Genomic DNA, 23,613 nt, shown 5'->3' on the forward strand with positions numbered 1-23,613 from the left:
GAAGGAGAAACGAACATGAATGCGTCAGATTACAAAGCGCTTTACGAGCAGATCGGCGAGCTGAGCGGATGGGATTTCAGCCGCGTAAACTGCGTGACGGAGGGCCGCGGCCCGGATTTCTACGAGGAAGTCCGGAAGACGTGCAGGAAAACGGACCTGCTGCTCGACATCGGCACCGGCGGAGGGGAGAAGGTGCTGCCGCTGGCGAATGACGTGCTGCTGCTCGTCGGCATCGACCAGGATGCCGAAATGGTGGAGGCGGCGCTCCGAAACGCCGCCGCGAGCGGCGCGCCGAATGTCCGCTTTCTCAAGATGGAGGCGGAGCGGCTGGAATTCCCCGAAGGTTTCTTCCATGTCGTCTCGTGCAGGCAGTCGGAGTTCGACGCCAAAGAAGCCGCACGGGTGCTCGTCCCGGGCGGCCGGTTCCTGACGCAGCAGGTCAGCGAGGGCGACAAGCTGAACATCAAGCAGGCGTTCGGCAGGAAGATCGGAAAGCCCGGCGCTTTGCGGGACCGGTACGTCCGTGAATTGAAGGAAGCGGGTTTCCGCGACATTGATGTGATCGAGTTCACCATCATCGAGTACTATCAGTCGCCGGCGGATCTCATTTTTCTGTTGAAGCATACGCCCACCCTGCACGACTTCGGGCAGAAGGAAGAGCATTTCGAGATCCTTGAGCGGTTCATCCGGGAGAACCGGACGGAAAAAGGCATCCGGACGAACATGGAGCGCTTCATCCTCACGGCCCGGAAACCGTGACCGCGCGAAAATGAGAAAGAAGGATACCCGGCCATCGGGTATCCTTCGTCTTGTTCGGCAACCGTAACGTCAACGGACCGTTTCTCTATATACGAATCGACCGGAACACAAGCCCCTTGACCATTCGCCTTCAAACCTTGCGTCTACAGCAAATTCCGGAACAGGCTCTCCAGATCATCGACCATCGCCAGACCGTTCACGAGCACCCGCCCGTCGGGCGCAAGCCGCACTTCAAGCCGGTTCGGAATCTCGTGCAGCCGATTCTTCAGATGAACATACCGATCCGTCAGAAAATGATACCGCTGGTTCGACTCCCCCACCCACGGTCGGCTTAAGTCGAATAACGGACGATTGATCCATGATGGCGCGCGACCTCCGACAGATGATATACAAAGCAAGCTTCCGGTCCGTTCCGGAAAAAGGAGGTTGCGACGATGGGCCAATTGAGCTGGCATGAATCGTACCTCGGCAGGCGATGGGCGACGCGAAGCTGATCAACGTGGCGTGCAGGGGGATCATTTTGGATGGGGAAGGAAACGTGCTGCTCGTCCGGCGGGCGGACAACGGGCGCTGGGTCATGCCCGCCGGCGCGATGGAGCTGGACGAGTCGGTGCTGGACGCCCTGAATCGGGAGATGCGGGAAGAGACCGGTCTCGAAGTCGAGGAGGCGGAGCTCGTCGCGGTCTATTCCGATCCGGAGCGGTACTCCTACCGGTCGTGGGGCTGCGACTCTCAGATGCTCGCGTTCGTCTTCGCCGTGACCCGGAGGTCGGGCGAACTTGTCCGCCAGACGCCCGAAACCGTCGATGCCGCGTTCTTCGATCCGGACGATCTGCCGGAGGACGTCCCTGCGCTCTACATCGAGACGATCGAGGATTTGAAGGCGTACCGGCGGACCGGCAAGGTCATCGTGAAATAAAAACGCATCTCTCCCAGTGCCGACTTCGCTTCCAGATTATCCTGTTCCATCCAATTATGACATGGAAAAACCTTGTCACGGCAGGCAGGATTGAATACGCTACACATTAACACCCTTCTATCGAAATCATTCATTCGGAGGAATCATCTTGAAAAAAATCGCTGTGCTGATTTTGCTGCTTGCCGCAACGGTCATTGCCGCCTGCTCCAAATCCGGCAACAACGAAATTTTGGGCCGCTGGGTCATTGTGGAAGTGCGGGACAAAGTACAGACAAGCAATTATTTTCAACAGCGGATACGCGAACAGTCCGTCAAAGTCAATTTCCCGATCGGTTCCGCCATCGAGTTCATGAAGAAAGGCCTCGCCCATGCGAACGGCATCAGCATCGAATACGATTTCCCGGAAAAAGGCAAGCTCCGGATGCGTACGGGAAACGGCGCGCCGGACACGATGGTCGATTACGTGATCAACGGGGATCGGATGGAGTGGGATTATGGAGAAGTGATTGTGACGTTCGCAAGGGAAGGCGGCGCGGGCCGGAAGGGGTCTTCGGACAAAGACGCCGGGGACGGGAATCAGGCTGAAAATCCGGACGGCGGCGGATCGGCTGAATTCTATGAACCGCTGCCCGACGATTACAAGAAGCTGGCGGCGGAAGTGTTCGCGAAGCTTCCGGGCACCTGGGTCGGCTACGCGTTCGACAACCGCCAACGGATCGAAGTGACGATCCCCGACCTGAATTTGTCCGGCGCTGTGGGCGCATTGGGCGATTACATGGACGGGAGATTCATCCCCCAAATCGCCATAACGGATATAACGGCCACGGTGTCGCTGAAGCCCAACGGGGACATCCCCGCGGACGAATCGTTTACGCCGGCGGATGCCGTTTTAGAAATCAAGGGCAATCTGCGTCTCTACCGAAAGTCCGGTGATGATGATTATACTGCTCAGGTTTTTCTCTCGGATGAAAGGAATTGGATCAAAAAAGACGAGCGCGCCGAGCTCGATCGTTTCTCGCTTGACTTTGAAGTCAAGGCCGGCCAACCCGAAGGTCCGGGGGAAGGGACCGTATATCCCTGGAAAGAAGCGCTGACCGGCATGACGAAAGTGGAGTAATCCGGACCGCGTGCCGGCGGTGGTAATCAAATCAAACAGCGTCGGGCATTCGCCCGGCGCTTTCTACAACCGCCACCAATCAATCGGCACGAACAGGATCGGCGTCAGAATCGCCGAGCACGCCATTGCGAACCCGCTGACCGAACCCTGGATCTCCGGCGCGTTGGCCGTAATGCGAAAGATTAAAACCCGTTGATTGCTCCGTTCAGCCGAAAAGACGACAGGATGGTTTCCATTACACTTTCCGCTACATCCTCGCTGCTGAAAAGAAAGCCGTATGAGAGGCCGCTTTCCTTAACCGTCACATACCAGCGTGTTTCGTCGTACCGCCAATCCGGGTCCAGTTCCGCGGCCGGTTTCGTATGAATCAACCGGATGCTGTAAAGATGGACTTCTCCGTTCTGAATTGCCAACAAATCATCGCGTTGCCGAAAATCCGTCTGCTCCGAATGATTGGGTTTAAAATCTTTCCATGTTTCGGCATCGAACCAACCCAGTATCTCGGTCTCCCCGATTTTCTTGTCGTTCAGCAGGAAATAGAAAAAGTCTTGGAAATAACCCTTCTCAATACGCCAGTCGACCGGAACGGCAACTGTAAATGCGTTCGCCTCCACCATTTGATATCCTTCGGGCACAACAAACGGCGGTTGCGTTGCCAGCGATTCATCCGCTTTCGTTGGAGACTCCTCAACGTTTACCGGCGGTTCTTGGGCCGTCGAAGGCGTTTCCTTGTCATAATCCGGCCGGTCCATGGCGATCTCCCCGGCTCTTTTCTGACCGCAGGCGGAAATCATTGCCATTGCCATTATCAAAACAATCAATGCCGCTTTCAAAGTATTATTCATGAACATTCCCATCTCTCGTTAAAACTTGTGGAAAAAGGGAACATACCAAAAATACTTGGCATGTTCCCTCCCCGTTATCTTATCATAATAACCTGACAATAAACAGGGCTGTTCACGTAATAGTTCCGAACGTGCAATCGATAGACTTGACCGGGGTTCAGCACAACTTTGGAGATAAGAGAATAAGCTCCTGTCCCATAGTCATCATCAGATGCTATCAATTGACCGTTTGAATTGTATAACTCCAACACCGTGTCAGTTAATGTACCGTAAGGCAAAGTTTCAAAGCTTGTTGGCCGGCCATCACCCGTAATAAAGTAATTGTATGAAGTTCCGCCATTGGGATAACCGAGCGTCGTAATCGTTTGCGGAGTTGCCGCGGAAAGATAAATGCCGCAATAAACCGGACTGGTACCATTGTAGCTTCGAACCTTGATATAGTAAGTTCCGCTTCCCATATAATATGAACTAATTCGCGAATAATTGCCACCGCCGCTGTCATCATCATACCTAAGCAGTCTTAAATTGGCATCGTAAAGTTCAAGATACGTGTCTGTCTCCGGACCATAAGGAACAGTTTCAATATCGACGCTTCTGTTTTGTCCCGTTACTTTGAACCACCATTCTTTTTGACCATAAACGGTTGAATAATAAGTCAAACTATCCCCGGCTGTCCATGAAGTGCTGGTGTAGAAAAAGGGAGAGATATCACCGATTGATTTATTGGATTGGTCATAATAATTTTCGATCAAGAAGCGCAGTTCGCCGTCGGACGCATTTGTGTAGCCTTCCGCGAGCTTCACATCGTTTCGCTGCTCGACAAGTTTCAAATCATACTGCGGTTCGGCTTCCACTTCGATCGAGATATCTTCGGTGAACGTTCCCGCATCGGAGTTCACCGTGACGGTGTAATGATAGACCGTGTCAGGCTGCAGCCGGACAGTCGGAATAATGTACGCTGTTACGCTCACTCCCGGCAGAAGGGTTGCCGGAACGCCGGACAATTCAAAGTTCGCATTGTCAGACAGGGTGACAGATGGATACAGCGTACGGTTGCCGGTATTCTCCAGCGTCAACTCAACCTTTGCGTCTTGGAACCCGGCATTGTGCGGCAGCGTCAGACTGGTCTTGTCGACACTGGCATCCAGTTGATCGTTCGCTACATTGACCGTGATGATCTGGTACTTCGAGATTTTTCCGTCTGTATCGCTGATCATGACGACCGCGGTATGGGTGCCTTTCGCAAGCCCAGACTTCGGCTGGATATACGCCGTGACCTCGCTGTTCACATTCAGGGTCGACGGGAAGTTCGAGACGACATTGAGAATGCTCGTGTCGCTCGCTGTGATCGAAAGTCCGTTGATCGGCTTTTCTCCCGTATTCTTGATCGTCACGGTGATCGGATAAGCCGGCCCGCCTTCTTCTATCTCGAACTCCGTAGCCGAGTACGTGGCGGTTACATCCACGATGGACTTCCGGATGCCGTAACGGAACGCTTCGACCCGGGTATTCTCCGGCTGATCCGTTTTGCTCGCATCGCGGTAGGTCACTTCTACGCGGATATCATGGAGTCCCGCATCGAGATCCGCCAGATCGAGCTCATATTCGTCTGTCATATCTGCAATCGGCGCCCACGTGCTGTCGTCCGATGCTTTGATATACCATTCGATGCCGACATCGACAACCGTCGGATCAACGTCCTGGTTCAGGTCCACCTGGACGATTTTTTGACCCGGCTCCAGATCAACAAACCATCCGCTCGTTTCGGTCGGTCGATCCGGCTTGTGGACGATCATTTCCGGATACTTGACCACCGTGCCCGCGGCGTACGGATCATAGGACAGCCTGACCTTCTGGATGTCCCCCGTTTGCCTCAGGAACAGCAGGCTGTTCCCCGTCGCGGACATATCCGCGATATCCGGCCAGGACACGACCAGCCTGAGGGTCCAGTGGATGCCGTCGTACGAGGTGTAGACATTGCCGTCCCCGGTCAGCGCGACGAAAACCCCGCTAGCGAAGACCACTTTCTCAACTTCGCTCTGAGCGCCGGCCAAATCGCCCTTGACCTTGCCCGTGTAGATCAGCTCATCCCGGTACTGGTAGCCGGAACCTTTGATAACGTCGCGGAATACACGCACTTCACCGCCGGCATTCATCAGGACTTGACGTTCGTTGCCTTCCGCCAATGCGATGTAGGGATGGTAGTCGGTTCCAAGGCTGCCGTTTACGTTTACGTCGTAGATTTTGTAAGCACGATTGTTGAGATCGGTGATATCGTTCATCGATACAAGGTAAAGGTTGTTCGAGATGAACGCGTATTTCTCCGATCCGTCCGCCTCAATATCCAGCAGGAGCTGGAAGTCGCCCCTGACAGACGCCGCGTTGAACGAAGACGGGACAATGTTGAATTCATTGTGCGATCCCGGTCCCGACGACTTGTAGCTGTAAATTTTCACGGCATTGTAAGCAGTCGGCGAGGGGTCGTTGCCGTAGAACACCGCGCCGTATTGGTTCGTCGAGATGCCCTTTCCTCTGAAGGGGTTCAGGATAACGGCTCCCGCGTAATCATCCGGGAACTCCACCTTCTGGGCATACGCCAGGTTCATGGTCAGATCGTTCGTCAGGATGTAGAGCACATCATCGCCGTTATCGTCGTAGAACAGCATGCCGCCGACTTCGCCCGCGATGCCGACCTGGGGCTTGAACGTCCAGGTTTGGCCGCCGTCAATCGAATAATAGAGGCGATTGTCTTCGGTGATCACGGCGGCATGTCCGTTCTTGCCGGATGCGATATGTTTCACCTTGCTGCCCGCGCTCGTATCGACAACTTGTTCCACATGTTCGAAAACCGCGCCGTCCGTGCTTCTCAGGATCGTGCCGCCCGAGCCGACCGCAACATAGACCATGCTGCCGTCCGTTTCGCCGCCGGCAACACCGTACAATCGTCCATAGTCGACGAAGGCTTCCTTGTTGGCGTTCCCCAGCTCATACAGCGGATTGGTTGCCGGATCGTCCGCGGAGCGAATGATCATTTGCTCGGCTCCGGCCGTCTTCGTCCAGCCGACCATGATCTTGGGAGACGAGCCGTCGACAAATACGGATTCAATTATGTAGCCCGTTGTTGTCGTTTCGAAAGCCGTGCCCGTATACTCCAACATCTGGCCAGCGCTGTCATTGCCGTAGTAAGCGACCCATTTGCTGCCCTCGCGGTAAACCCCTTTGGCTTCGCTGCTCACGTACCTGCCGGAGCTGACATTCATTTTGTTCCAGCTTCCCGCGCCAGGGTCATATGCAAAGCCTCTCACATACACACTGCTGGGCCCGTTGTTGAACACGACCATGTTGCCGTCCCCGTCCACCCCGATGGCGCTCGAACCCGTGCTTTCGGAGTGGATGACGTCGCTGCCCCAGGTTGCCCCGGCGTCATAGGAGTAATAATAGATCGGCGTGTCGGTCGTAACAAAGATCGTTCTGTCCGAAATCGCAACGGCCTTAACCTGGTGGCTGTAAGGGACTGCGCTCGTCGTCAGCTCAATCCGTTCAAACGCGTCGCCTTCATGCTTCAGGAACACATAGTTGCTGCCGGTATTCTCGTCGACCCCGACAACCGCAATCAGGTCATTCGTGCTGTACATGTCCTTAAACATGACGTTCTCGCTCGCCGCGATGTCGGCATTGGTGACCTCTTGCCAATCCACGCCATCATCCGAGACCAGCATCGTCCCTCCGTCGCCAGCGGCATAGAAGGACTCATCGTAGGGATAGTAAGCCGCATCCCGCAAGTCCACGCTGAAGACATTCTTCTTGAACGTCATCCGGACGTTCGTCGGACTTGCGAAGTCGTCGGCAATGTTGCCGGCGGCCATCACAGCGCCCGGTCTCGTTTTTGGTGGTGTGGATTACAAAAAAATCATCATGCCGGAACCCTCGCAACAATGCGACCAAAGTTCTGTGCAAGATAAACACTTCCGGGACATCGCCATGCCCTGGAAGTGTCACCCGCAACTTCTTTATTGCCCACCAAACGGCAAACAGCCCGCTCCGGGGAGCAGGCTGCCGCTACATGCCGCTTGTGCTTTACGAACTGAACTTTTTCACGACGAGGCTTCTCTGATCCGTCGCTTCCACATAGATAATGTAGACGTCATTCGTCGCCGGATCGATCGCAAGGTTGACGCCGTTTATCTTTCCGTTGGACAATCCGGGATTGCCGACGTAATTCCATGTGCCGGTGTATTTCACCACGGTAGCCCGATCGCCTCTTGTTCCATCATGATACGCGATGTAAGGAACGCCGGCGTTGTCAATGGCCAGGTCGATGCCGGAGACCAGCCAATCGATCCGAGACTGGATGGGTGTGCCGACAGACTCCCATTCGCCGCTGAATTCATTGAAGAACTTAAGGTAAATATTCGAGCCGTCCACATAGGCCGCATAGAAACGGTTGTTGCCCGGATCGAAAGCGAAGTCGGCGTACAGGATGCGCTCCGTTGCCTGAATCGGGCTGCCGACCGTCTCCCAGCCGCTTCCTCCGTATTTCAACACATTGACCGTTTGAGCGCCCTCCGGCACATAAAGCACATACGGGATGTCGCCGGGACCGATCACGATGTTCGGGATGGTGTTGTAATCCGACTTCCCGAACGGTTCTCCGTCGGTCAACTTCACCGAGACGCCGCCGACTTTCTTGTGCACGGTCATGAAATCATCATACGGATAGTCGGACAGGACGAGATACGGCGTGTTCTGACTGTCCACCGCGATGCTGCCGTAACTGCTCGGCATAAATTTGTTATAGATCGGCTCGCTGGTCCAGGTGTTGCTCGCTTTGTCGTAAGCGGCTATATAGACCCACTGCATATCCTCTGGATCCCACGGGTCGCCCGTATAGTAAGCGATGTAAGGCGTACCGTCCGGACCCAGCGTGAAATCAATATGCGTATAGTTGCCGATGGAATCCGGCGTAAGGTCTCCGACATTCTCCCACATGCCGCCGGTAAATGTCTTGACGTAACTGTAGGGCGTCTCGAGGTATCCCGTATAGAGCGTGCCCTGCTGGTCAAGTGCCAGCTCAAAGTACGAGAAATAATTATACTCCCCGTATGGATTCAAATAGAACGGGTCGCTGACGTACTCCCATGGCGACATGCTCCACTTCGCTTGCAGCACAAGATCTCCCGTCACCGCAGTTGCAAAGTCGAACGCTTGCTCATCGGCCGGATCGAGATACCAGCCCTCGAACGTATAGCCGTTCCAGACCGGCGATCTCGGCATTGCGGCTGTGCCGCCGGGGGCCACCACCTGGCTGTCCACCGTTGATCCGTTGCTGATGAACGTGACCGTGTAGCTGTTCAGCGTCCATTTCGCATACAAGGTGATCGCTTGCGTGACCGCTTCGGTGAATTCATAGCGATAGACATCGTCCAGACTGCTGTCGGTATACCAGCCGGCCAGGATATACCCGTCCTTCACGGGCGCGGGATCCGGTCTTGCCGCCGCAGACCCGAACTTCACCTTCTGCGGAGCAACCGTCGAGCTGCTGTTCGTCACGAACGTGACCGTGAATTGCTGCACCCATTTCGCATACAGCGTCACATCTCCCGTCACCGGCGTGTCGAAGTTGTACAGGTTCGCATAGCTGCTGTCCGTATACCAGGCTTCGAAGGCGTAATCTTCCGACGCGGGTACGGCAGGCTCTTGAACCGCGCTGTTGTAGTTCACCTGTACAGGATTAACGGTTCCAACACTGGTAACGAACGTCACCGTAAACTGTTCGATTGACCATTTCGCGTACAGCGTGAAGTTACTTGTGACCGGCGTGCTGAAGTTATAAGGATCTCCCTGGAAACTGCTGTTCGTGTACCAGCCTTCGAATGTATAGTGTTCCTTCACCGGGTTGGCCGGTCGCGACACCAAGCCATTCTCCCTGACAGTTTGATCATCGATCCCGGTTCCGCCGTCGGTCCGGAAGCCGACTGTATAGTTGCTTACGACTTCCTCCGTCCACTTCGCATAGAGCGTCAGATCGCCGATCACTTCTTCGGTTGCGAAGTTGAACGGTTCTTGCAGTTCAGCGTCCTTGTGCCAGCCGCCGAACACATAACCATCCTTCGTCGGCTCTTCCGGCTCTTGTGCGTATTCACCCTCCGTCACGGTCTGGACCGAAAGCGAGCTGCCTTCGCTCATGAAGGTTACCGTATAGCGATTCAGCCACTTTGCATACAGCACAAGATCTCTCGTTACCGGTGTGTTGAAATTGTATTTCGTCTGCAGGTTGCTGTCCGTATACCAGCCGCCGAACGCATATCCATTCTTCGTCGGCGGTGCCGGCTCCTGCACCTTGCCGTCATAGCCGACAGACTGTTCCGGCACTTCTCCGCCGTCGTTCGTGTCGAAGGTCACCGTGTATTCGTTCAGCTGCCACTGTGCGGTGATTTCGACATCTTCATCCGGCATGACCGTCGGCGGCGTATTCGACCATCCGGTGAACGTGTAGCCCGTCCGTTCCGGCGTGCCGAGATATTGCTGAAGCGACGCGCCGTACGGCGTATCGCGGTCAACGTCCGTCATGCCGGGAACGTTGTAATGGACGATCAACTTGTATGTGTTGCGTTTGTAGTACAGCTTCAGTTCCGTCGACCCGTCGCCTGCGATGTTCGCAGTCAACCTGGAGCTTGCGGGATCGAACGTAAAGCCCGCATAGTCTCTGGGCGTTTCGTTGGTGAGGTCCACCGGATCGCCCGATTTGCCGCGATGCCATTCTTTATCCACCGCCGTATAGGTGCTGCCTCCGATATTTTGCTGCAGGTACACCACCTGGTATGGCGTGTCCTCATTGGCGGTCCATTGCGCGGTATACGTGACATCGTCCTTCGGCATTGTGCCCGGCACTTCCGGCGACCAGCCGGCGAACGTATACCCTGACCGCGTCGGAGTCGGGATGCGGCTCGCAATATTTTTGCCGAACGGTTCCGTGATGGAGCTTCTCGGTGCCCCCGCATAACCCCAATCAAAGGTCATGGTGAAGCTTGCCGGGTAATATTCGAGCTTGACGACCGTCGAGCCGTCGCCCTTGATCGATATGCCGCTTACCGAGGCCGGACCGTAATCGTCATTCTCGTACTTCGTCGACGTGAACCGGATTTCCGTATCCGTCGTGCCATATCGGGTCTCCGTATGGTCCAGGACGGATGCGTCCCGCCTGTTCGGATCAACCAGGTAATGTTGAACGGTGTACGGCGTATCCGGATTCGCCGTCCAGTGCGCGTACAGCGTCAAATCCTCGGCCGGCATCGTGTCCGGAACGGTCACTTCCTCACCGCCGTCAGGTTCCGTATACCATCCGGCGAAGGTATAGCCCGCACGGACCGGTTCGGTCACCGAGACCGGAGCTCTGTACGCCAGCGCGTGCACCGCGGTCATCCCGCCGTTCTGCGGATGAAGCTGCAGAACGTAGTCCCCTTGCCGGGCGAGCCAGAGGATCGGGATTGTGCGCTGAATCGGCTCGCTCGAGAAGACAAGCGGCGTGCCTATCCAGGTGATGACCAGATTCCCTTCGGAAACCGGAACGCTCGGGTCCACCACCTCGACGGCGAGCGTGTTGCGGTTGATCCGGAAGTTCGGATCGTCCACCTGGATGTCGAACCAACCCTTGTCGAACCATACCTTCGTCTCTTCGCCGCTTTTCACATTGAACTCCAGCATCGTCAGCAGCGAGCCCGGGATGGGGACGGATTGAACCGATCCGGTCATGTTGAATGCGCCCGCTTCATCCTGTGCATAGGCGAAATCCAGCACACTGTTCTCATCCCCCGCCGTAAGCAGCGGCCATGTGTCCTCAAATAACGGCAATTCGGCCGAGAAGTCCAGCAATGCAGCTCCCAGCTTGACTTCCGCATACATGCCGAACTCCAGGAACAGGACGCCGGACGACCGGGTCTGCTTCTGCCCGCTTGCCCGTTCCACCTCATAATAGAAGTAGCCCCACAGTTGCACGTACGCTCCGGGCTCCGCAGCCATCCCGATGCTGTTGATGTCGACGCTGAAGAGTCCGGCTTTCAGCTCCAGTTGCACGCCCGCGCGCAATCCGAGCGTACCCAGGACATAGAACTTGAAACTGTAGTCCTCATCGCCCGGCAGGCTGACCGAATCCGTGCGCGAGTCCCGGCTTCCCCACAAATAGATGGTGGCCGAATAGCGTCTTGCCGTCCTGTAGTCAAACTGCACGCCGACTGTCAGGTTCATATTGGCGCTGATGACAAAATCTGCGCTGAGCTGCACTTCAATGATCCCGCCGAGCACTTTGAAGCTTGCCTCAAAAAGCTGCTTCTTGAGGATCGTCACCCATTCCGTCTCGTTCTCGAGCATTTCGCGGTAGCGTTCCCGCAGTTTCTCCGAGTCGATTTCGGTATCCTCCACACCGTCAATGAGTGCCTGGAGCTCATTGGCAATGCTCAGGACTTGCCCCGCTTTGCCCATGGTTACTGCGTCAGCATAGTTGAGCAGCACATCGGCCAGGTCGCCGGCCTCGACCGTCGAAATCTCCGCATGGACATCGATATAGGTGTAAGTGAAGGCATCGACTCTGGCCGAGACGACATAATCGTCGATGCAATACCAGTAAGGCACTTCGCCGAATATCGTATCCACATAATGCGTGTGGTCGAGCAAATCCCCGTCAAGATCGTGTTCGATCCCGATCTCCTCCAGGAATGTACTGGTCAGATGGATAAGGACCGACTGGTTGTCCTCCAATGGAATGACAAGGTCGAAGCTCACCTGAAGCGTGACGCCGACGCCGGATTTTCCGAGCTTCTGCGTGCCGCCGACACGGGGAACAACGGTCAAGTTCTCCACTCTGACCTTGCTTGCCGAAAGCGATGACACGCCGTAGGACTTGAACGTCTCCGTCTCCATCACCAGACCGGTCAAATACTTCGCCGCTTCATCCGCGAATCCGCTCGCCTTGGCCTGCTGCGCGATCTGGCCTTCGAGCAAGTCCGCGTCTTCTTGCGAGAGCAGCATTTGACCGTCAATCACATACGTCCGGTAAATGTTGAAGACGTCCTTGAGGGCATCCTCAACTTCGTCGATCCCGACCTCCGTATAGGTAATCACGAGCCATTCCGCCTCGGACTCAAGAGACTCGATGCGCCCGAATCCGTATACGGTGGAACCCTCCCGGGCGAAATCCCCGTCATAGAATCCGACAAAATCGCCGACGTCCACGGTAGTTGTTTCGCTCAGGCCGTAGTGCCCGAACACCGGATCGCTGTAATCCAGGTCGGCGAGATTGATTTTGAAGGTGCGGGCGTCCGCGTCTTCTTCCACAATGTCATCTTTGTCAATCGGCAGAATATCGGGTGTGAAGAGCACCTGCTTGATATCCGCCCGGCCAAACGTGTACTTCGTGCCGGTCTTGCCCGTAATCTGGACATATGCCACATCGCCGGCATCGAGCTCATCGTTCGCAAGCGTGCGTTCGTCAGGCCGCACGCCCGTGTAGATGGCCGCCACATTGCCGATTTGAATCGGAATGCTGCCGTCATAAATGAACGTACCGCTCAAGCCATCCGCTTCGGCCAGTGAAATCCCGCTGCCGCCGGTCACCACGGACATGACCGGAATGGACGGGGAATCGACATCCTCCCCGTCAATCTCCATATCTTCGACCTCTTCGAAAGGCAGGAAGATGATGTCCGGATTGAACGTCAGTTTAAGCACTTCCTGCTTCGCGACGCTGAACACATAGGTGCGGGTCGTCGGGTCCTGATCCACGAAAACGAGATTGTCGTCCACAAGCTTCAGCTCGTACGTGTTGCCTTCCGAGAACAGCTGGTCCTTGTCCGCGGAAGCGACGACGAAATGATCGCCTTCGGCGGTCACTTCAATTCCGACGAAGTCCGGATCCGCAATATCCTTGAACGTCATGCCCGCCTTCACCTGGCCAGCCGTCAGCTCGCCGGACGTGTCGCTTACCTCGATCGTGAAATCGGCGGGCACGTCCAATACCGAGTAAACGGGAACGCTCATGACGGTGTTGCTCGGGTCTTCGAGCTCGATATATTTCGCGTACAGCTTCGTATTACTGTTGATCTTGCTGCCTTCCGCGAATGCAAGCGTCAGATCCTTGTCCTTGTACCACCCAAGGAACAGGTATCCATTCTTCACCGGGGCAGGGAGATTCGTGAGCCGCGAACCTTCATCCACCGTGCGGGATGTGAGCTGCGTCACGCCGTCGCTGTCATAGAAACGGACCGATACGCGGTTGATCGTCCATTTCGCGTAAAGCGTCATATCGCCCGTTACGGCCGACGAGAAGTCGTAGCTTTGCGTGAACGCGCTGTCCTTGTACCACCCGTCGAACGTATGGCTGGTCCGCGTCGGCGCGGGAGGTTCGCTGACCGGACTGCCGTGATTCACGGTCTGACTGGAGACCGCCGAGCCGCCGTTGCTGTTGAAGACAACCGTATAGCTGTTGATCGTCCATTTCGCATGCAACGTAATGTCCGCCGCAACGGCTTCCGTGAACCCGTAACGGGTCGTCAGACTGCTGTCGCTGTACCACCCGGCGAACGTATAGCCTGTCCGCGTCGGTGCGGAGGGGATGACTGCGACTGCTCCTTCCTGAACCGTCTGGTCTGCGACGGCCGTGCCGCCGTTCGTGACGAATTTGACCTTGTAACGGTTCTTCGTCACTTCCGTCCATTTCGCATAGAGCGTCATATTGCCCGTTACCGTGTCCAACGTGAAATCGAACGGAGCCGTGAGGGCGCTGTCCTTGTACCACCCGCCGAACACATAACCGCTCTTCGCCGGAGCGGGGGGCGCCGAAGCCTTGTTGCCTTCGGCCACCGTCTGATTCGCCACCGCCGTGCCGCCGTTGCTTTCGAACACCACGGTAAATCGGGCGGTCGGGTTGCCGCCGCCGTTTCCACCTCCGCCGGCATTGCCGCCTCCGTTGGAATTGCCGCCGGGACCGTTGCCCTCCGTGCTGCCGCCATTGTCACCACCGTTGTCGCCTTCGGTGTCATCCTGGCCGCTGCCCGGCTCTTCGCCCTGCGACCCTTGGCTCTCCTGCCACGTCTGCACCACCGCATCGCTGCGCATGAACACGGCGGCTGCTTCCGCGCGCGTCGCCTCGGACTGCGGATTGAAGTTGCCATTGCTGTCCCCCTGGAACAGGCCGGCCTGCCACAGTTTGGTGACGGCTTGAACAGCCCAGGGCGACACCTTGTCCAGATCCGCGGGAACCGAATCCGTGCCATTGCCGGTGTCATAAGGAATGTCGTAGCTCTCGAAGAACCGCAGCATCATCGTGACCATCTGCTCCCGGGTTACGGTCGCATTGGGCGCGAATTGGCCGCTGCCCGTGCCGGTGGTGATCCCTTGCCGGGCCGCCCACTCGACATACGGCGCATACCAGGCATCCGCCGGCACATCGCTATAGGACGAGACCGGATAATCGCCAGGATCCACACCCGCCATCCGTCCCAGCGCCGTCAGGAACATCGCGCGCGTCATCGTACCCCGGGGCGAGAACGCGCCATCCCCCGTTCCGTTGAAAATGCCGTTCTCCCCGACATAGATGGCCGCGTTGTAGAACCAGTCTTCCGGGCTGACATCTCCGAATCCGCCATCCGGATCGGCAACCGCGGACCATTCCGTGAGGTTCAGATCCCGATTGTCGACGGGATCTGCCGCCGCCCGCCGCACCGGAAGCAGCTCCGCCGGCATCATGCCCGCCAGCAGGCTGATGACCAGCAGACATGCCAAAATCCGTGTATTCGCCTTCCAAAACCGTTCCAGAGTTTTTCCCACAAACTCCCGTCCTCTCTGCTCCAGATCGAGCCAATACGCCGTAGTCCCGCACCGCTTGTTCCGTCGCATCCGGAGAAGCGGCCGGTTTGACACGCCGTCAAGCAAGTTCCCCTCATCCTATCACAGCGTGCCGAACCGCGACGGAATGTAAAGAAAACTTAATCTTCCTTCCGGAGACGTGCCGATCAAGCGGGAAATTTCCGGAACAGAAAAAAAAACAGAGGGGCTTTCCCCTCTGTTCGCTCATGCTCACACCGCGTTCAACCGCTGCGGCGTCTTGTGTTCCGCCTTCGAGATGACATTCCGGATGAAGCGGACGGCTTCCGCGCGGGTCAGGTAGTCGTCGCCGAAATACCCTTCGATCGTGGCCGACGTCTTGCCGCTCGACAGCCCTTTGTCCAGCAGATACTGGATGGCGTCGTTCCCGGTCAGACGCTCGCCCTGCGTGGCGGCGATCAGTTCCGCCACGGCCCGCCTCGTGATCGGCTTGCCGCGCTGATCCGGCCATACCGGATAGCCGTAAGCCAGCGCGAACTCGTAGTATTTCCGGCTCCACGGCGTGCTGACCGGTTCCTCGGTAAGCCCGCGCATCGTGATGAGCAGCATTTTGAGGAACTGTTCCTCTGTCGTGATGCCGGTCGGATCGAATTTTCCGTTCCCGATGCCGTTCACGATGCCGCGCTCGTACGCCCACTGGATGTCCGCCTCCGCCCAATGGCCCGCGATATCCGTGAAGTTGTGTCTGCCGCGGATGATCGGGAGATCTTCCCATTCTTCCGCGTCGTCAGGCGGAGCTGCCGGACCGCCGGCATCCGGACCGGCGGAGCCTGCGCCGCCCGCACCGGACCCGGCGCCCGGATCACCCGCGCCGTCCTCCGCCGCCGGATCGGGATCGCCGCCGGGCGCTGCTGCCTCGTCCTCATAAGGGTACGGTTTGCCGGGATTCTGATCGCTCACATCCACGGTCGATCCCCTGACCAGCCAGCGGTTGATCACCGTCGTGTTGTCGGCGCTTTCCGTGTCGATGCGATTGCGGGCGAGATACACTTCGTGCGGAACCAGGTTCTCGATCGGCTTCAGGCTCGAGATCCAGTTGTCTTGTGCATCGAGGATGAACAAATCATAGAAGTTTTTGAGCGCTTCGAGATCCCGGATCCGGTTGTCGTCCACCTTGAGCGTCCTCATCTGCGTCATCGATGCGATCGGCGACAGATCGGCAATGAAATTTCCGCCCGCGTCCAGCGCGACCATGCGGGACAGTCCGCTGATCGGAGTCAAATCGTGAATGGCGTTGTTGCGGATCGACAATTGGATCAGATTGGTCAGACGGCCGAGATGCCGAAGCTCGGCCTCTTCCCGCAAATTCACCTGGTTCAGATGCAAATGGCTGAGCAGCGTGTTTGCGGTGAGCGATTCCAGGCTTCTGACCGGATTGCCGCTCAGATTGAGCTCACTGAGCGAAGTCCAGTTACGCACAACGTCAATGTTCACGATCCGGTTATTTTGCAGTTCCGCCCTCTCCAGATGGGTCAGACCTTCAAGTCCGTCCAGCGAAGCAATGCGATTGCCGGACAGGATCAGCGTTCTGAGCTCGGTCAGGCTGCCGAGCGGCCGGATATCCTCCAGCAGATTTCCTTGCAGATCGAGGCCCCGGAGCGTCGTCAGTTCCGTAATCGGGGTGACATCCCGGATCTCCCATCTGCTGGCAACCAGATAATCGACGTTGCACGGCTTGAACGCCTGGATGCCCTCAAGGGACCGGATCTTCCCCGGCGCCGAGGAATAGATCGTCAAGATGCGTTCCCATTTACGGGAGAATGCTTCGCAATAACGGGCAATGTCCGATTGGCGAATCACATCGCCTTCGACACCCAGTTCCTTGATCGCCCACTGCTTCAGAATGGGATCCGGGAATTCCACGACCGGGTCCGAACCGGGCAGCGGAATCCGGATATCCGGAAGCGGGATCAAGGGTCCCGTCAAGGAAGCCGCGGCCGTACCGGTCCAGCCGGCTGCGCCGATCAGCAGCGCGCCCAGAATCACCAGCAATGCCCTTAATCGGTGTCGGTGCCGCACCTCCGTCTCCCCCTTCCGCCATCTCATTGATAGTACGATTTGTCCACCGCGATGCGCACCGCAGCCGACTTGTTCGGCTCGGTCGTCATGACGTCGACGGACAGCGTCCGGATGCCGGTGATGTCCACCTCGATCTCCTTCAGACCGTCGGCTTCCGTCACGACGACCGACTTCAGGATGACCGTACCCGTCGGGTCGTTCCGGTTCACGATCCGCAGGTCGACGTCGTCGCCGTCCACATCGACATAGAGCACCAATTTGGAATACTTCGCATCCGGCTCGAGCTGGATATAGCTGTTGGAGTTGATGACGTTTCCGAACAGCGCCACGGTGCCGTGGTCGGTTCCGTTGATCAACCGCTGCGAAGCGTCGCTGATGATCCGCGAAGACACCGGCCGGTAATTCTCGGTGATGACCGGCACTTTGGTCGTCCTCTCGCCGATGTAGATCGTTTTGCTGGCCGCATCGTAGGCGATCGGCACGCTCAGCGCTTCCGCCACGGCGCGCACCGGGAGATACGTCCGGCCTTCGAACGTCATGGGATAGAGCCGCTCGCCGGCGACGTTCATTTCCCACGGTCCGCCGTTCAGCACAATGGCGATCTCCTTGTTCAGATAGGCCCGCACCTCTTGCAGCAGGGCATCCCCCGCCGCGGTAAGCGAGAGCGAGAAGCCAACCATCATCGAAATGACCGCCGTCAGTAACATGCGCGTTTTCATCGTCAATGCAACCTCCATCAAGGTGAAATGGTTATGGAACAGTCCCGCCGATCCTGATCCCATCGTAAGGGAAGCCGACTCTCACTTTCACTGCCACCCTCGCCGAAATTTCACCGCGCGCGGATGGGACTTGAGTCACTGTCGCCAAAGCCCTCCCCATCTGGCGATAAATTCCTTATTTCGTACAATATCCATCCGGAATTGGGACATTTATAATGAGAAATACAGACGGGGAAAGGAGAGAGGTCATGAAGAAAGTGCACGATCTGCTGTCCGAAAGGCGGTGTTTTGTAGGCCGGAAGGATGAGCTGGCACTGATGGCGGATCATCTCTCCCGAAAAAATGAGAGCTGGGGCATTCTTCACGTGCACGGTCCCGCCGGCATGGGGAAGACCGCGCTGCTTCAACAATTCGCCCTGATGAACGGCTCGATCCCGTCGATCTATGTCAAAGCCAATCCGGCGTTTGCCGACCCGGAACAATTCGAACAGGCCGTCCGCCGCAGACTGGCGCAGCTTGCGGTCGGGGAAGACGGCCCGTCGGCCGGCATGAGTCTTGCGGATACGCTGAACCATGTTGCGGGGAAACACGGGGGGCTGATGCTCCTGCTCGACGGCCTGAGCGAATGGACGGATATCGGGTATTGGCTGCGCGAGGAATGGCTGCTGACCCTGTCCACGGACATCCTGGTGTTCAGCGCCGGCAGGCAGCCGCTGATCAGCTGGCAGACGCTTGACAGTTGGGCGCATCTCATCCGGAACATCCCCCTCGGTCCGCTGCCCAAGGCGGACTGGATCCGGTATGCCGCCGCGCACGGCATCACGGACCTGAAGACGATCGATCTCATCGGCCGGGTATCGGAAGGCGTTCCCCTGGCGATCAACCTCGTCTGTCAAGACATCCGCTCGCGGGGCGGGAAATGGCGTCCGGAGACGGACAAACGCTCGCTGCTGGACATGTTCGACCGGGTGATCCTGCATCCGGACAATCTGTCCGGGGTCAACCGGCTGCTGCTGGATCTGGCATCGCTCGTCTATACGTTTGACCACGAGATGCTGGAATACATTCTGGGAGAAACCATCCCCACCGCCGAGTTTCAGCTTCTGTGCCAATCCTCGTTCGTCCGCGTTAATCCCGAGGGCGGCTGGACGGTCAGCAACGGCATCCGAAGGTGGGCGAAGGAAGGGCTCAAGCGGCGTTCTCCCGAAGCCTATGCGCAGTACAAGCTCCGGGCGGAGCAGATCCTGGAGCGCAGGACAGCCGCCGCGGCATCGTCGGCCAACGAGGTCCAGCAAGAGATGCGCAGCGGAAAAATGTTTCTCCACGACAACGACATCATCCACGGCTATATCTACTACGACGATGGGCTGCACTTGGCGGGCCGGCCCGCCAGACGCGAAGATATCCCGCTTCTCCGGGAGATGTACCTGAAGCACATCGTCGCATACCCGGAAAACTTGCCGGACACTTCGCATCAGGAACAATATCTGACGGATGTGTGGAACGTCGATCCGTCCGTCATCCATGTCTTCGAGGATGAAGGCCGGCTGGCCGGATTTTACGCCGCGCTGCCGCTGGACGATCCGCGTTTCCGCGAGTTGCTGGACCGCAACCCGGCAACCCGGGCATTCTCCGCCTGCACGCCGCCGGAACCCTGCGACTGGCTGTATTGGCTGATCGCGAGCGATCCTCCGCTTGATCAGGGATTCGCGGGACAGGTGCTGCGCGACATGCTGCAGAACAAGCTTCCGGGCAACCGGATCACGATGATGATGCCGTCGGTCGAGTTCACCGAAGCGGCCAAACTGGTCGGGTTCCGGGAAGTGCCGGAAGCGTTCTGCCCTTCGGACGACGGCTGCAGCTTCTATTTCTTTCAGCTCGATGCAAGGCAGCGCACTGCCGGGAATCCGGACCCCAAGGAAGCATCGGAAATGTGGATGGAGATCGCCAAGACACTCCTTGCGTCGTTCAAGCAGCTGGAGCTTCGGGAACCGGTGCTGCATCAATGTCAGCGCATATGGGGAACGCACTACAGTCTGAGCCAGCTGGTAAGGTATGTGCAAAATACGATCATCAGCGAATGGCGGCGTCTGGAACACGGATCCCCGAAGGAGCGGAAGATGGCCCGGATTCTGTACTACGCCTACATGCAGAAGATCGGCACGCATGAAGTGGTCGCCGAACGGCTGGGGCTTCCGTCGTCCACCTACTACCGTTACTTGAGCAAGCTGATTCGGGAGATTGCGCGCGCGTTGCAATATTACAGGGGAGTCTGACGCACAGGTCAGCCTCCCTTTTGTGTGTCCAGTCCGGGGTGACCGGCGTGTAGTGGAGATGCGGAACGTGGTGCAAATGTGCACCATATCAAGCCCGAAAAAGGTGGAACAGCAAAAAATGGTGCAAATCTGCACCATATTCACCAGATCCCGTGAAATTCGTCCAAAATGTAGTGCAAATTTGCACCAAATCAGCGCATAAAAACGGCAAAGACTCCGGCGCATGCCGAAACCCCAACCCATTCCCTCATTAATATACCGCGATCTTGCCGTACGGCCCCTTGATGATCTCGATTTTCGTCTCGAAGATGTCCGACAGAAGATCCGGCTTCATGATATCTTCCACCGTGCCGAACGCGGCGATCTGCCCGTTCTTCATCGCGCAGATGCGGTCGGAGTACCGCGCCGCAAAGTTGATGTCGTGCAGCACCATGAGGATGGTCCGGCCGAGCTCATTTGCCGCCCGCCGCAAATGTTCCATCATCTGCACGGACCGGGCGATGTCGAGATTGTTGAGCGGTTCGTCAAGGAGCACGTATTCCGTCTCCTGGCACAGCACCATGGCGACGTACGCCCGCTGCCGCTGGCCGCCCGACAGTTCGTCCAGAAACCGGTGCTCGAGATCGGTCAGCTCGAAGAAGCCGATATATTTCGAGATGATCGCTTCGTCTTCCTTCGTGAGCCGGCCCCTGGAGTACGGGAACCGGCCGAATCCGACGAGCTGCCGGACCGTCAGCCGCGTGATGAAGTGATTCTCCTGCCGGAGGATGGTCAGAATTTTCGCAATGTCGTTCGACCTGGACCTCGCGACGTCCATGTTCGCGACCCGGATCTGCCCCTCGTCCATGTTGAGCAGCCGGCCGATCATGAGCAGCGTCGTTGACTTGCCCGCGCCGTTGGGGCCGATCAGCGAGGTGATTCCCGCCTTCGGAATCTCGATGTTCAGGGGACCGATCCGAACCTCGTCACCGTACGATTTCCTTACGCTTCTTAATGTGATCATAGCGACCTCTTCCTCAAAATGACGATCAGAAACGCGATGCCGCCGAACAGTTCGATGATGACGGAAACGACGGTCTGCGCGTGGAACACGTGATACAGCAACATATACGCGGATGTCAGGATGCAGAACCCGATCGCGAACGCCATCGGCAGCACATACCGGTGATCGTATGTAGGGGCCGCCTGATAGCTCAGCAACGCAACGAGAAATCCGAAGAAGGTCATCGGACCGACGAGCGTCGTCGAGACCGACATCAGGACGGCGATCAGGACGAGCACCAGGATGATGTTCGCCTGATAGTTCACGCCGAACGCGGTAGAGACATCCTTGCCCAGCGACAGGACGTTCAGCTTTCTGGAGAGTTGATACAGGCACAGCACCGTCACGAGCACGAGCGGAATGACGATCGGGAAATAGTCCGCGTCCGCGTTGTTGACCGAGCCGATCAGCCGGGCCTGCAGCAGATCGAACTCGGACGGCGAGAGCACCCGGCGCATAAACCCGGACACCGAGTTCAGCCCGGCCCCGATGATGATGCCGATGAGCAGCATCAGGTGCAGGTTGCCGTACTTGCCCGACAGCAGCCAGCCGAACAGGATCAGGCTCAAGGCAATCATCAGCGCAACCTGCAGGAAGAAGGCGCCCGTGCCGGTGAACTTGACGAGCGTCGCCGCGCCGAAAAAGAACAGCACGCTGGTCTGGATGAACGAATACAGCGATTCGTAGCCCAGCAGCGACGGCGTGATGATCCGGTTGCTCGTGACCGACTGGAAGGCGACCGTCGAGAAGCTGTGGCAGAGCGCCGCGATGAACATGGCGACGACGGCCGTAAGCCGCCGCTTCACCACCGGGATGAACGACGGCGAATCGACGGGTACCGGATTTTTGTACAGGATGAGTCCGAGCGTGGCCAGCAACCCGACGCCGATGAACAGGATTAGCAGCATCCAGTAGCGCCTCGCGTCTCTCCGGGTGCGGAAAGCGCCGGTGGTTCGGGCGCGAAGGCTGCCGCTGGCGTTTGTGGCAAGACCGATATCCAGTGTGCTCATCGCAGCCTCCTGCTCCTTCGTTGCCGCAGCAAAATCAGGATGAAGACGACCGCTCCGACCGTTCCCAGGATCAGCGAGACGGGCACTTCGAAAGGCATGATCACGACCCGGGCGATGATGTCGCACAGGGTGATCGTGCCCATCCCCATCAGGCAGACCCACGGCAGATTGCTGCGCAGATCATCGCCCCTGACCATGGAGATGATGTTGGGGACGATCAGTCCCAGGAACGGAATGTTGCCGATGACGGCGGCGACGATGCCGACGCAGACAGCGATCAGGGCGTTGGCCAGCACGATCAGCCGGTTGTAATTGACGCCCAACGTCGTGGCGACTTCTTCGCCCAGGCCGGCGATGGTCAGGCGATTGGCATACAGGAAAATGATGACGGTGACGATGACGATGATCCACAAGTATTCGTATCTTCCGATCTGAACGGGGGCGAACGAGCCGATGAACCAGTTCTCGATCACCTGCGACATGTTGAAATAGAGCGTCACGAAGGTGGACAGCGCCGAGATGACCGCGCCCAGCATCAGCCCCATGATCGGAACGATCAGCGACGAACGCAGCCTGACCCGCCGCAGGAAGAGGAAGAAGATCATCGTGCCGACAAAGGAAAACACGATGGCACCGGTCATGCGCAAGACGAGCGAAGGCCCCGGCACAAGCAGGTAAACGGCGAGCAGTCCAAGACCCGCCCATTCGGTCGTCCCGATCGTGGTCGGCTCCACCATTTTGTTCTGGGTCACAAGGTGCATGATCAGTCCCGTCATCGCCATCGCGGCGCCGGTCAGCATCAGGGCGATGGTGCGGGGCACCCGGGTGATGAAGAACATGTCCCTGCCGTCCGCCTGTCCCCATATGTCGTACACGCCCGTGAACAGCGAGATGACGCCGAGCGCCATGACGGCAAATATGGCGAGAACGAACGGTACGGTGAAAATTTTCTGGGGGTTCGCACTCTGACCGGAAAACGGAGGTTGAGAACGGATCTCAACCTCATTCAGCGAACGCATGAGCACGGTGC

General features: G+C 57.4%; 14 protein-coding genes. 5 read left to right on the forward strand and 9 right to left on the reverse strand.

Annotated features, from left to right (window positions below; translation table 11 throughout):
- Window positions 1-15 precede the first annotated feature (15 nt).
- Complete coding sequence (locus C6W55_RS07595) at window positions 16-759, forward strand: class I SAM-dependent methyltransferase (protein WP_286892171.1); 744 nt, start codon at window positions 16-18, stop codon at window positions 757-759.
- Between the two features lie 143 nt (window positions 760-902).
- Here C6W55_RS07595 and C6W55_RS07600 read toward each other — a convergent pair whose 3' ends face one another.
- Window positions 903-1,079 carry a hypothetical protein gene (locus tag C6W55_RS07600; RefSeq protein WP_286892173.1) on the reverse strand — a complete coding sequence of 59 codons (177 nt, stop codon included), beginning with the start codon at window positions 1,077-1,079 and terminating at the stop codon, window positions 903-905.
- A gap of 155 nt (window positions 1,080-1,234) precedes the next feature.
- Here C6W55_RS07600 and C6W55_RS07605 point away from each other — a divergent pair, with 155 nt between their 5' ends.
- The 3 genes from C6W55_RS07605 (at window position 1,235) to C6W55_RS07615 (ending at window position 2,991) form a co-directional block, all read left to right on the forward strand.
- Window positions 1,235-1,678: an NUDIX domain-containing protein gene (locus tag C6W55_RS07605; RefSeq protein WP_286892174.1), complete on the forward strand. Its 444-nt coding sequence runs from the start codon at window positions 1,235-1,237 to the stop codon at window positions 1,676-1,678.
- Window positions 1,679-1,826: 148 nt separating this feature from the next.
- Window positions 1,827-2,795 carry a hypothetical protein gene (locus C6W55_RS07610; RefSeq protein WP_286892175.1) on the forward strand — a complete coding sequence of 323 codons (969 nt, stop codon included), beginning with the start codon at window positions 1,827-1,829 and terminating at the stop codon, window positions 2,793-2,795.
- 10 nt (window positions 2,796-2,805) lie between these two features.
- Window positions 2,806-2,991: a hypothetical protein gene (locus C6W55_RS07615; protein WP_286892176.1), complete on the forward strand. Its 186-nt coding sequence runs from the start codon at window positions 2,806-2,808 to the stop codon at window positions 2,989-2,991.
- Here C6W55_RS07615 and C6W55_RS07620 read toward each other — a convergent pair.
- From C6W55_RS07620 to C6W55_RS07640, 5 genes are all read right to left on the reverse strand, one after another.
- Window positions 2,978-3,640: a hypothetical protein gene (locus C6W55_RS07620; protein WP_286892177.1), complete on the reverse strand. Its 663-nt coding sequence runs from the start codon at window positions 3,638-3,640 to the stop codon at window positions 2,978-2,980. The genes C6W55_RS07615 and C6W55_RS07620 overlap by 14 nt on opposite strands.
- A gap of 74 nt (window positions 3,641-3,714) precedes the next feature.
- Window positions 3,715-7,506 (reverse strand): hypothetical protein, encoded by a 3,792-nt coding sequence (locus C6W55_RS07625; RefSeq protein ID WP_286892178.1) that lies wholly within the window; start codon window positions 7,504-7,506, stop codon window positions 3,715-3,717.
- Between the two features lie 211 nt (window positions 7,507-7,717).
- Window positions 7,718-15,415 (reverse strand): InlB B-repeat-containing protein, encoded by a 7,698-nt coding sequence (locus C6W55_RS07630; RefSeq protein WP_286892179.1) that lies wholly within the window; start codon window positions 15,413-15,415, stop codon window positions 7,718-7,720.
- Between the two features lie 294 nt (window positions 15,416-15,709).
- A complete protein-coding gene (locus tag C6W55_RS07635; protein WP_286892181.1) occupies window positions 15,710-17,536 on the reverse strand; it encodes a leucine-rich repeat domain-containing protein in 1,827 nt (608 codons plus the stop codon).
- Window positions 17,537-17,559: 23 nt separating this feature from the next.
- Window positions 17,560-18,255, reverse strand: a complete 696-nt coding sequence (locus C6W55_RS07640; RefSeq protein WP_015253716.1) for a copper amine oxidase — start codon at window positions 18,253-18,255, stop codon at window positions 17,560-17,562.
- A gap of 248 nt (window positions 18,256-18,503) precedes the next feature.
- Here C6W55_RS07640 and C6W55_RS07645 point away from each other — a divergent pair, with 248 nt between their 5' ends.
- Window positions 18,504-20,531, forward strand: a complete 2,028-nt coding sequence (locus C6W55_RS07645) for an AAA family ATPase (protein ID WP_213483657.1) — start codon at window positions 18,504-18,506, stop codon at window positions 20,529-20,531.
- A 250-nt stretch (window positions 20,532-20,781) separates the two neighbouring features.
- Here the strand turns inward: C6W55_RS07645 and C6W55_RS07650 are convergent, their stop codons facing one another.
- The 3 genes from C6W55_RS07650 to C6W55_RS07660 are packed head-to-tail and all read right to left on the reverse strand — an operon-like array spanning window position 20,782 to window position 23,602.
- Entirely contained in the window at window positions 20,782-21,534 is a 753-nt protein-coding gene (locus tag C6W55_RS07650; RefSeq protein WP_213483658.1) for an iron ABC transporter ATP-binding protein, read from the reverse strand.
- Window positions 21,531-22,583 carry an iron chelate uptake ABC transporter family permease subunit gene (locus C6W55_RS07655; RefSeq protein ID WP_286892184.1) on the reverse strand — a complete coding sequence of 351 codons (1,053 nt, stop codon included), beginning with the start codon at window positions 22,581-22,583 and terminating at the stop codon, window positions 21,531-21,533. Before C6W55_RS07655 ends, C6W55_RS07650 begins: the two co-directional genes overlap by 4 nt.
- A complete protein-coding gene (locus C6W55_RS07660; RefSeq protein WP_041854131.1) occupies window positions 22,580-23,602 on the reverse strand; it encodes an ABC transporter permease in 1,023 nt (340 codons plus the stop codon). Before C6W55_RS07660 ends, C6W55_RS07655 begins: the two co-directional genes overlap by 4 nt.
- Between the last annotated feature and the right edge of the window lie 11 nt (window positions 23,603-23,613).

The organism is Thermobacillus sp., assembly GCF_003390775.1.
GTDB lineage: Bacteria > Bacillota > Bacilli > Paenibacillales > Paenibacillaceae > Thermobacillus > Thermobacillus xylanilyticus.

Bases quoted from the DNA above. Each gene is read 5' to 3' on its own strand.
- C6W55_RS07595 (WP_286892171.1), top strand. From the start codon at position 16: ATGAATGCGTCAGATTACAAAGCGCTTTACGAGCAGATCGGCGAGCTG.
- C6W55_RS07605 (WP_286892174.1), top strand. From the start codon at position 1,235: ATGGGCGACGCGAAGCTGATCAACGTGGCGTGCAGGGGGATCATTTTG.
- C6W55_RS07620 (WP_286892177.1), bottom strand. From the start codon at position 3,640: ATGAATAATACTTTGAAAGCGGCATTGATTGTTTTGATAATGGCAATG.
- C6W55_RS07625 (WP_286892178.1), bottom strand. From the start codon at position 7,506: ATGGCCGCCGGCAACATTGCCGACGACTTCGCAAGTCCGACGAACGTC.
- C6W55_RS07640 (WP_015253716.1), bottom strand. From the start codon at position 18,255: ATGAAAACGCGCATGTTACTGACGGCGGTCATTTCGATGATGGTTGGC.
- C6W55_RS07645 (WP_213483657.1), top strand. From the start codon at position 18,504: ATGAAGAAAGTGCACGATCTGCTGTCCGAAAGGCGGTGTTTTGTAGGC.
- C6W55_RS07650 (WP_213483658.1), bottom strand. From the start codon at position 21,534: ATGATCACATTAAGAAGCGTAAGGAAATCGTACGGTGACGAGGTTCGG.
- C6W55_RS07655 (WP_286892184.1), bottom strand. From the start codon at position 22,583: ATGAGCACACTGGATATCGGTCTTGCCACAAACGCCAGCGGCAGCCTT.
- C6W55_RS07660 (WP_041854131.1), bottom strand. From the start codon at position 23,602: ATGCGTTCGCTGAATGAGGTTGAGATCCGTTCTCAACCTCCGTTTTCC.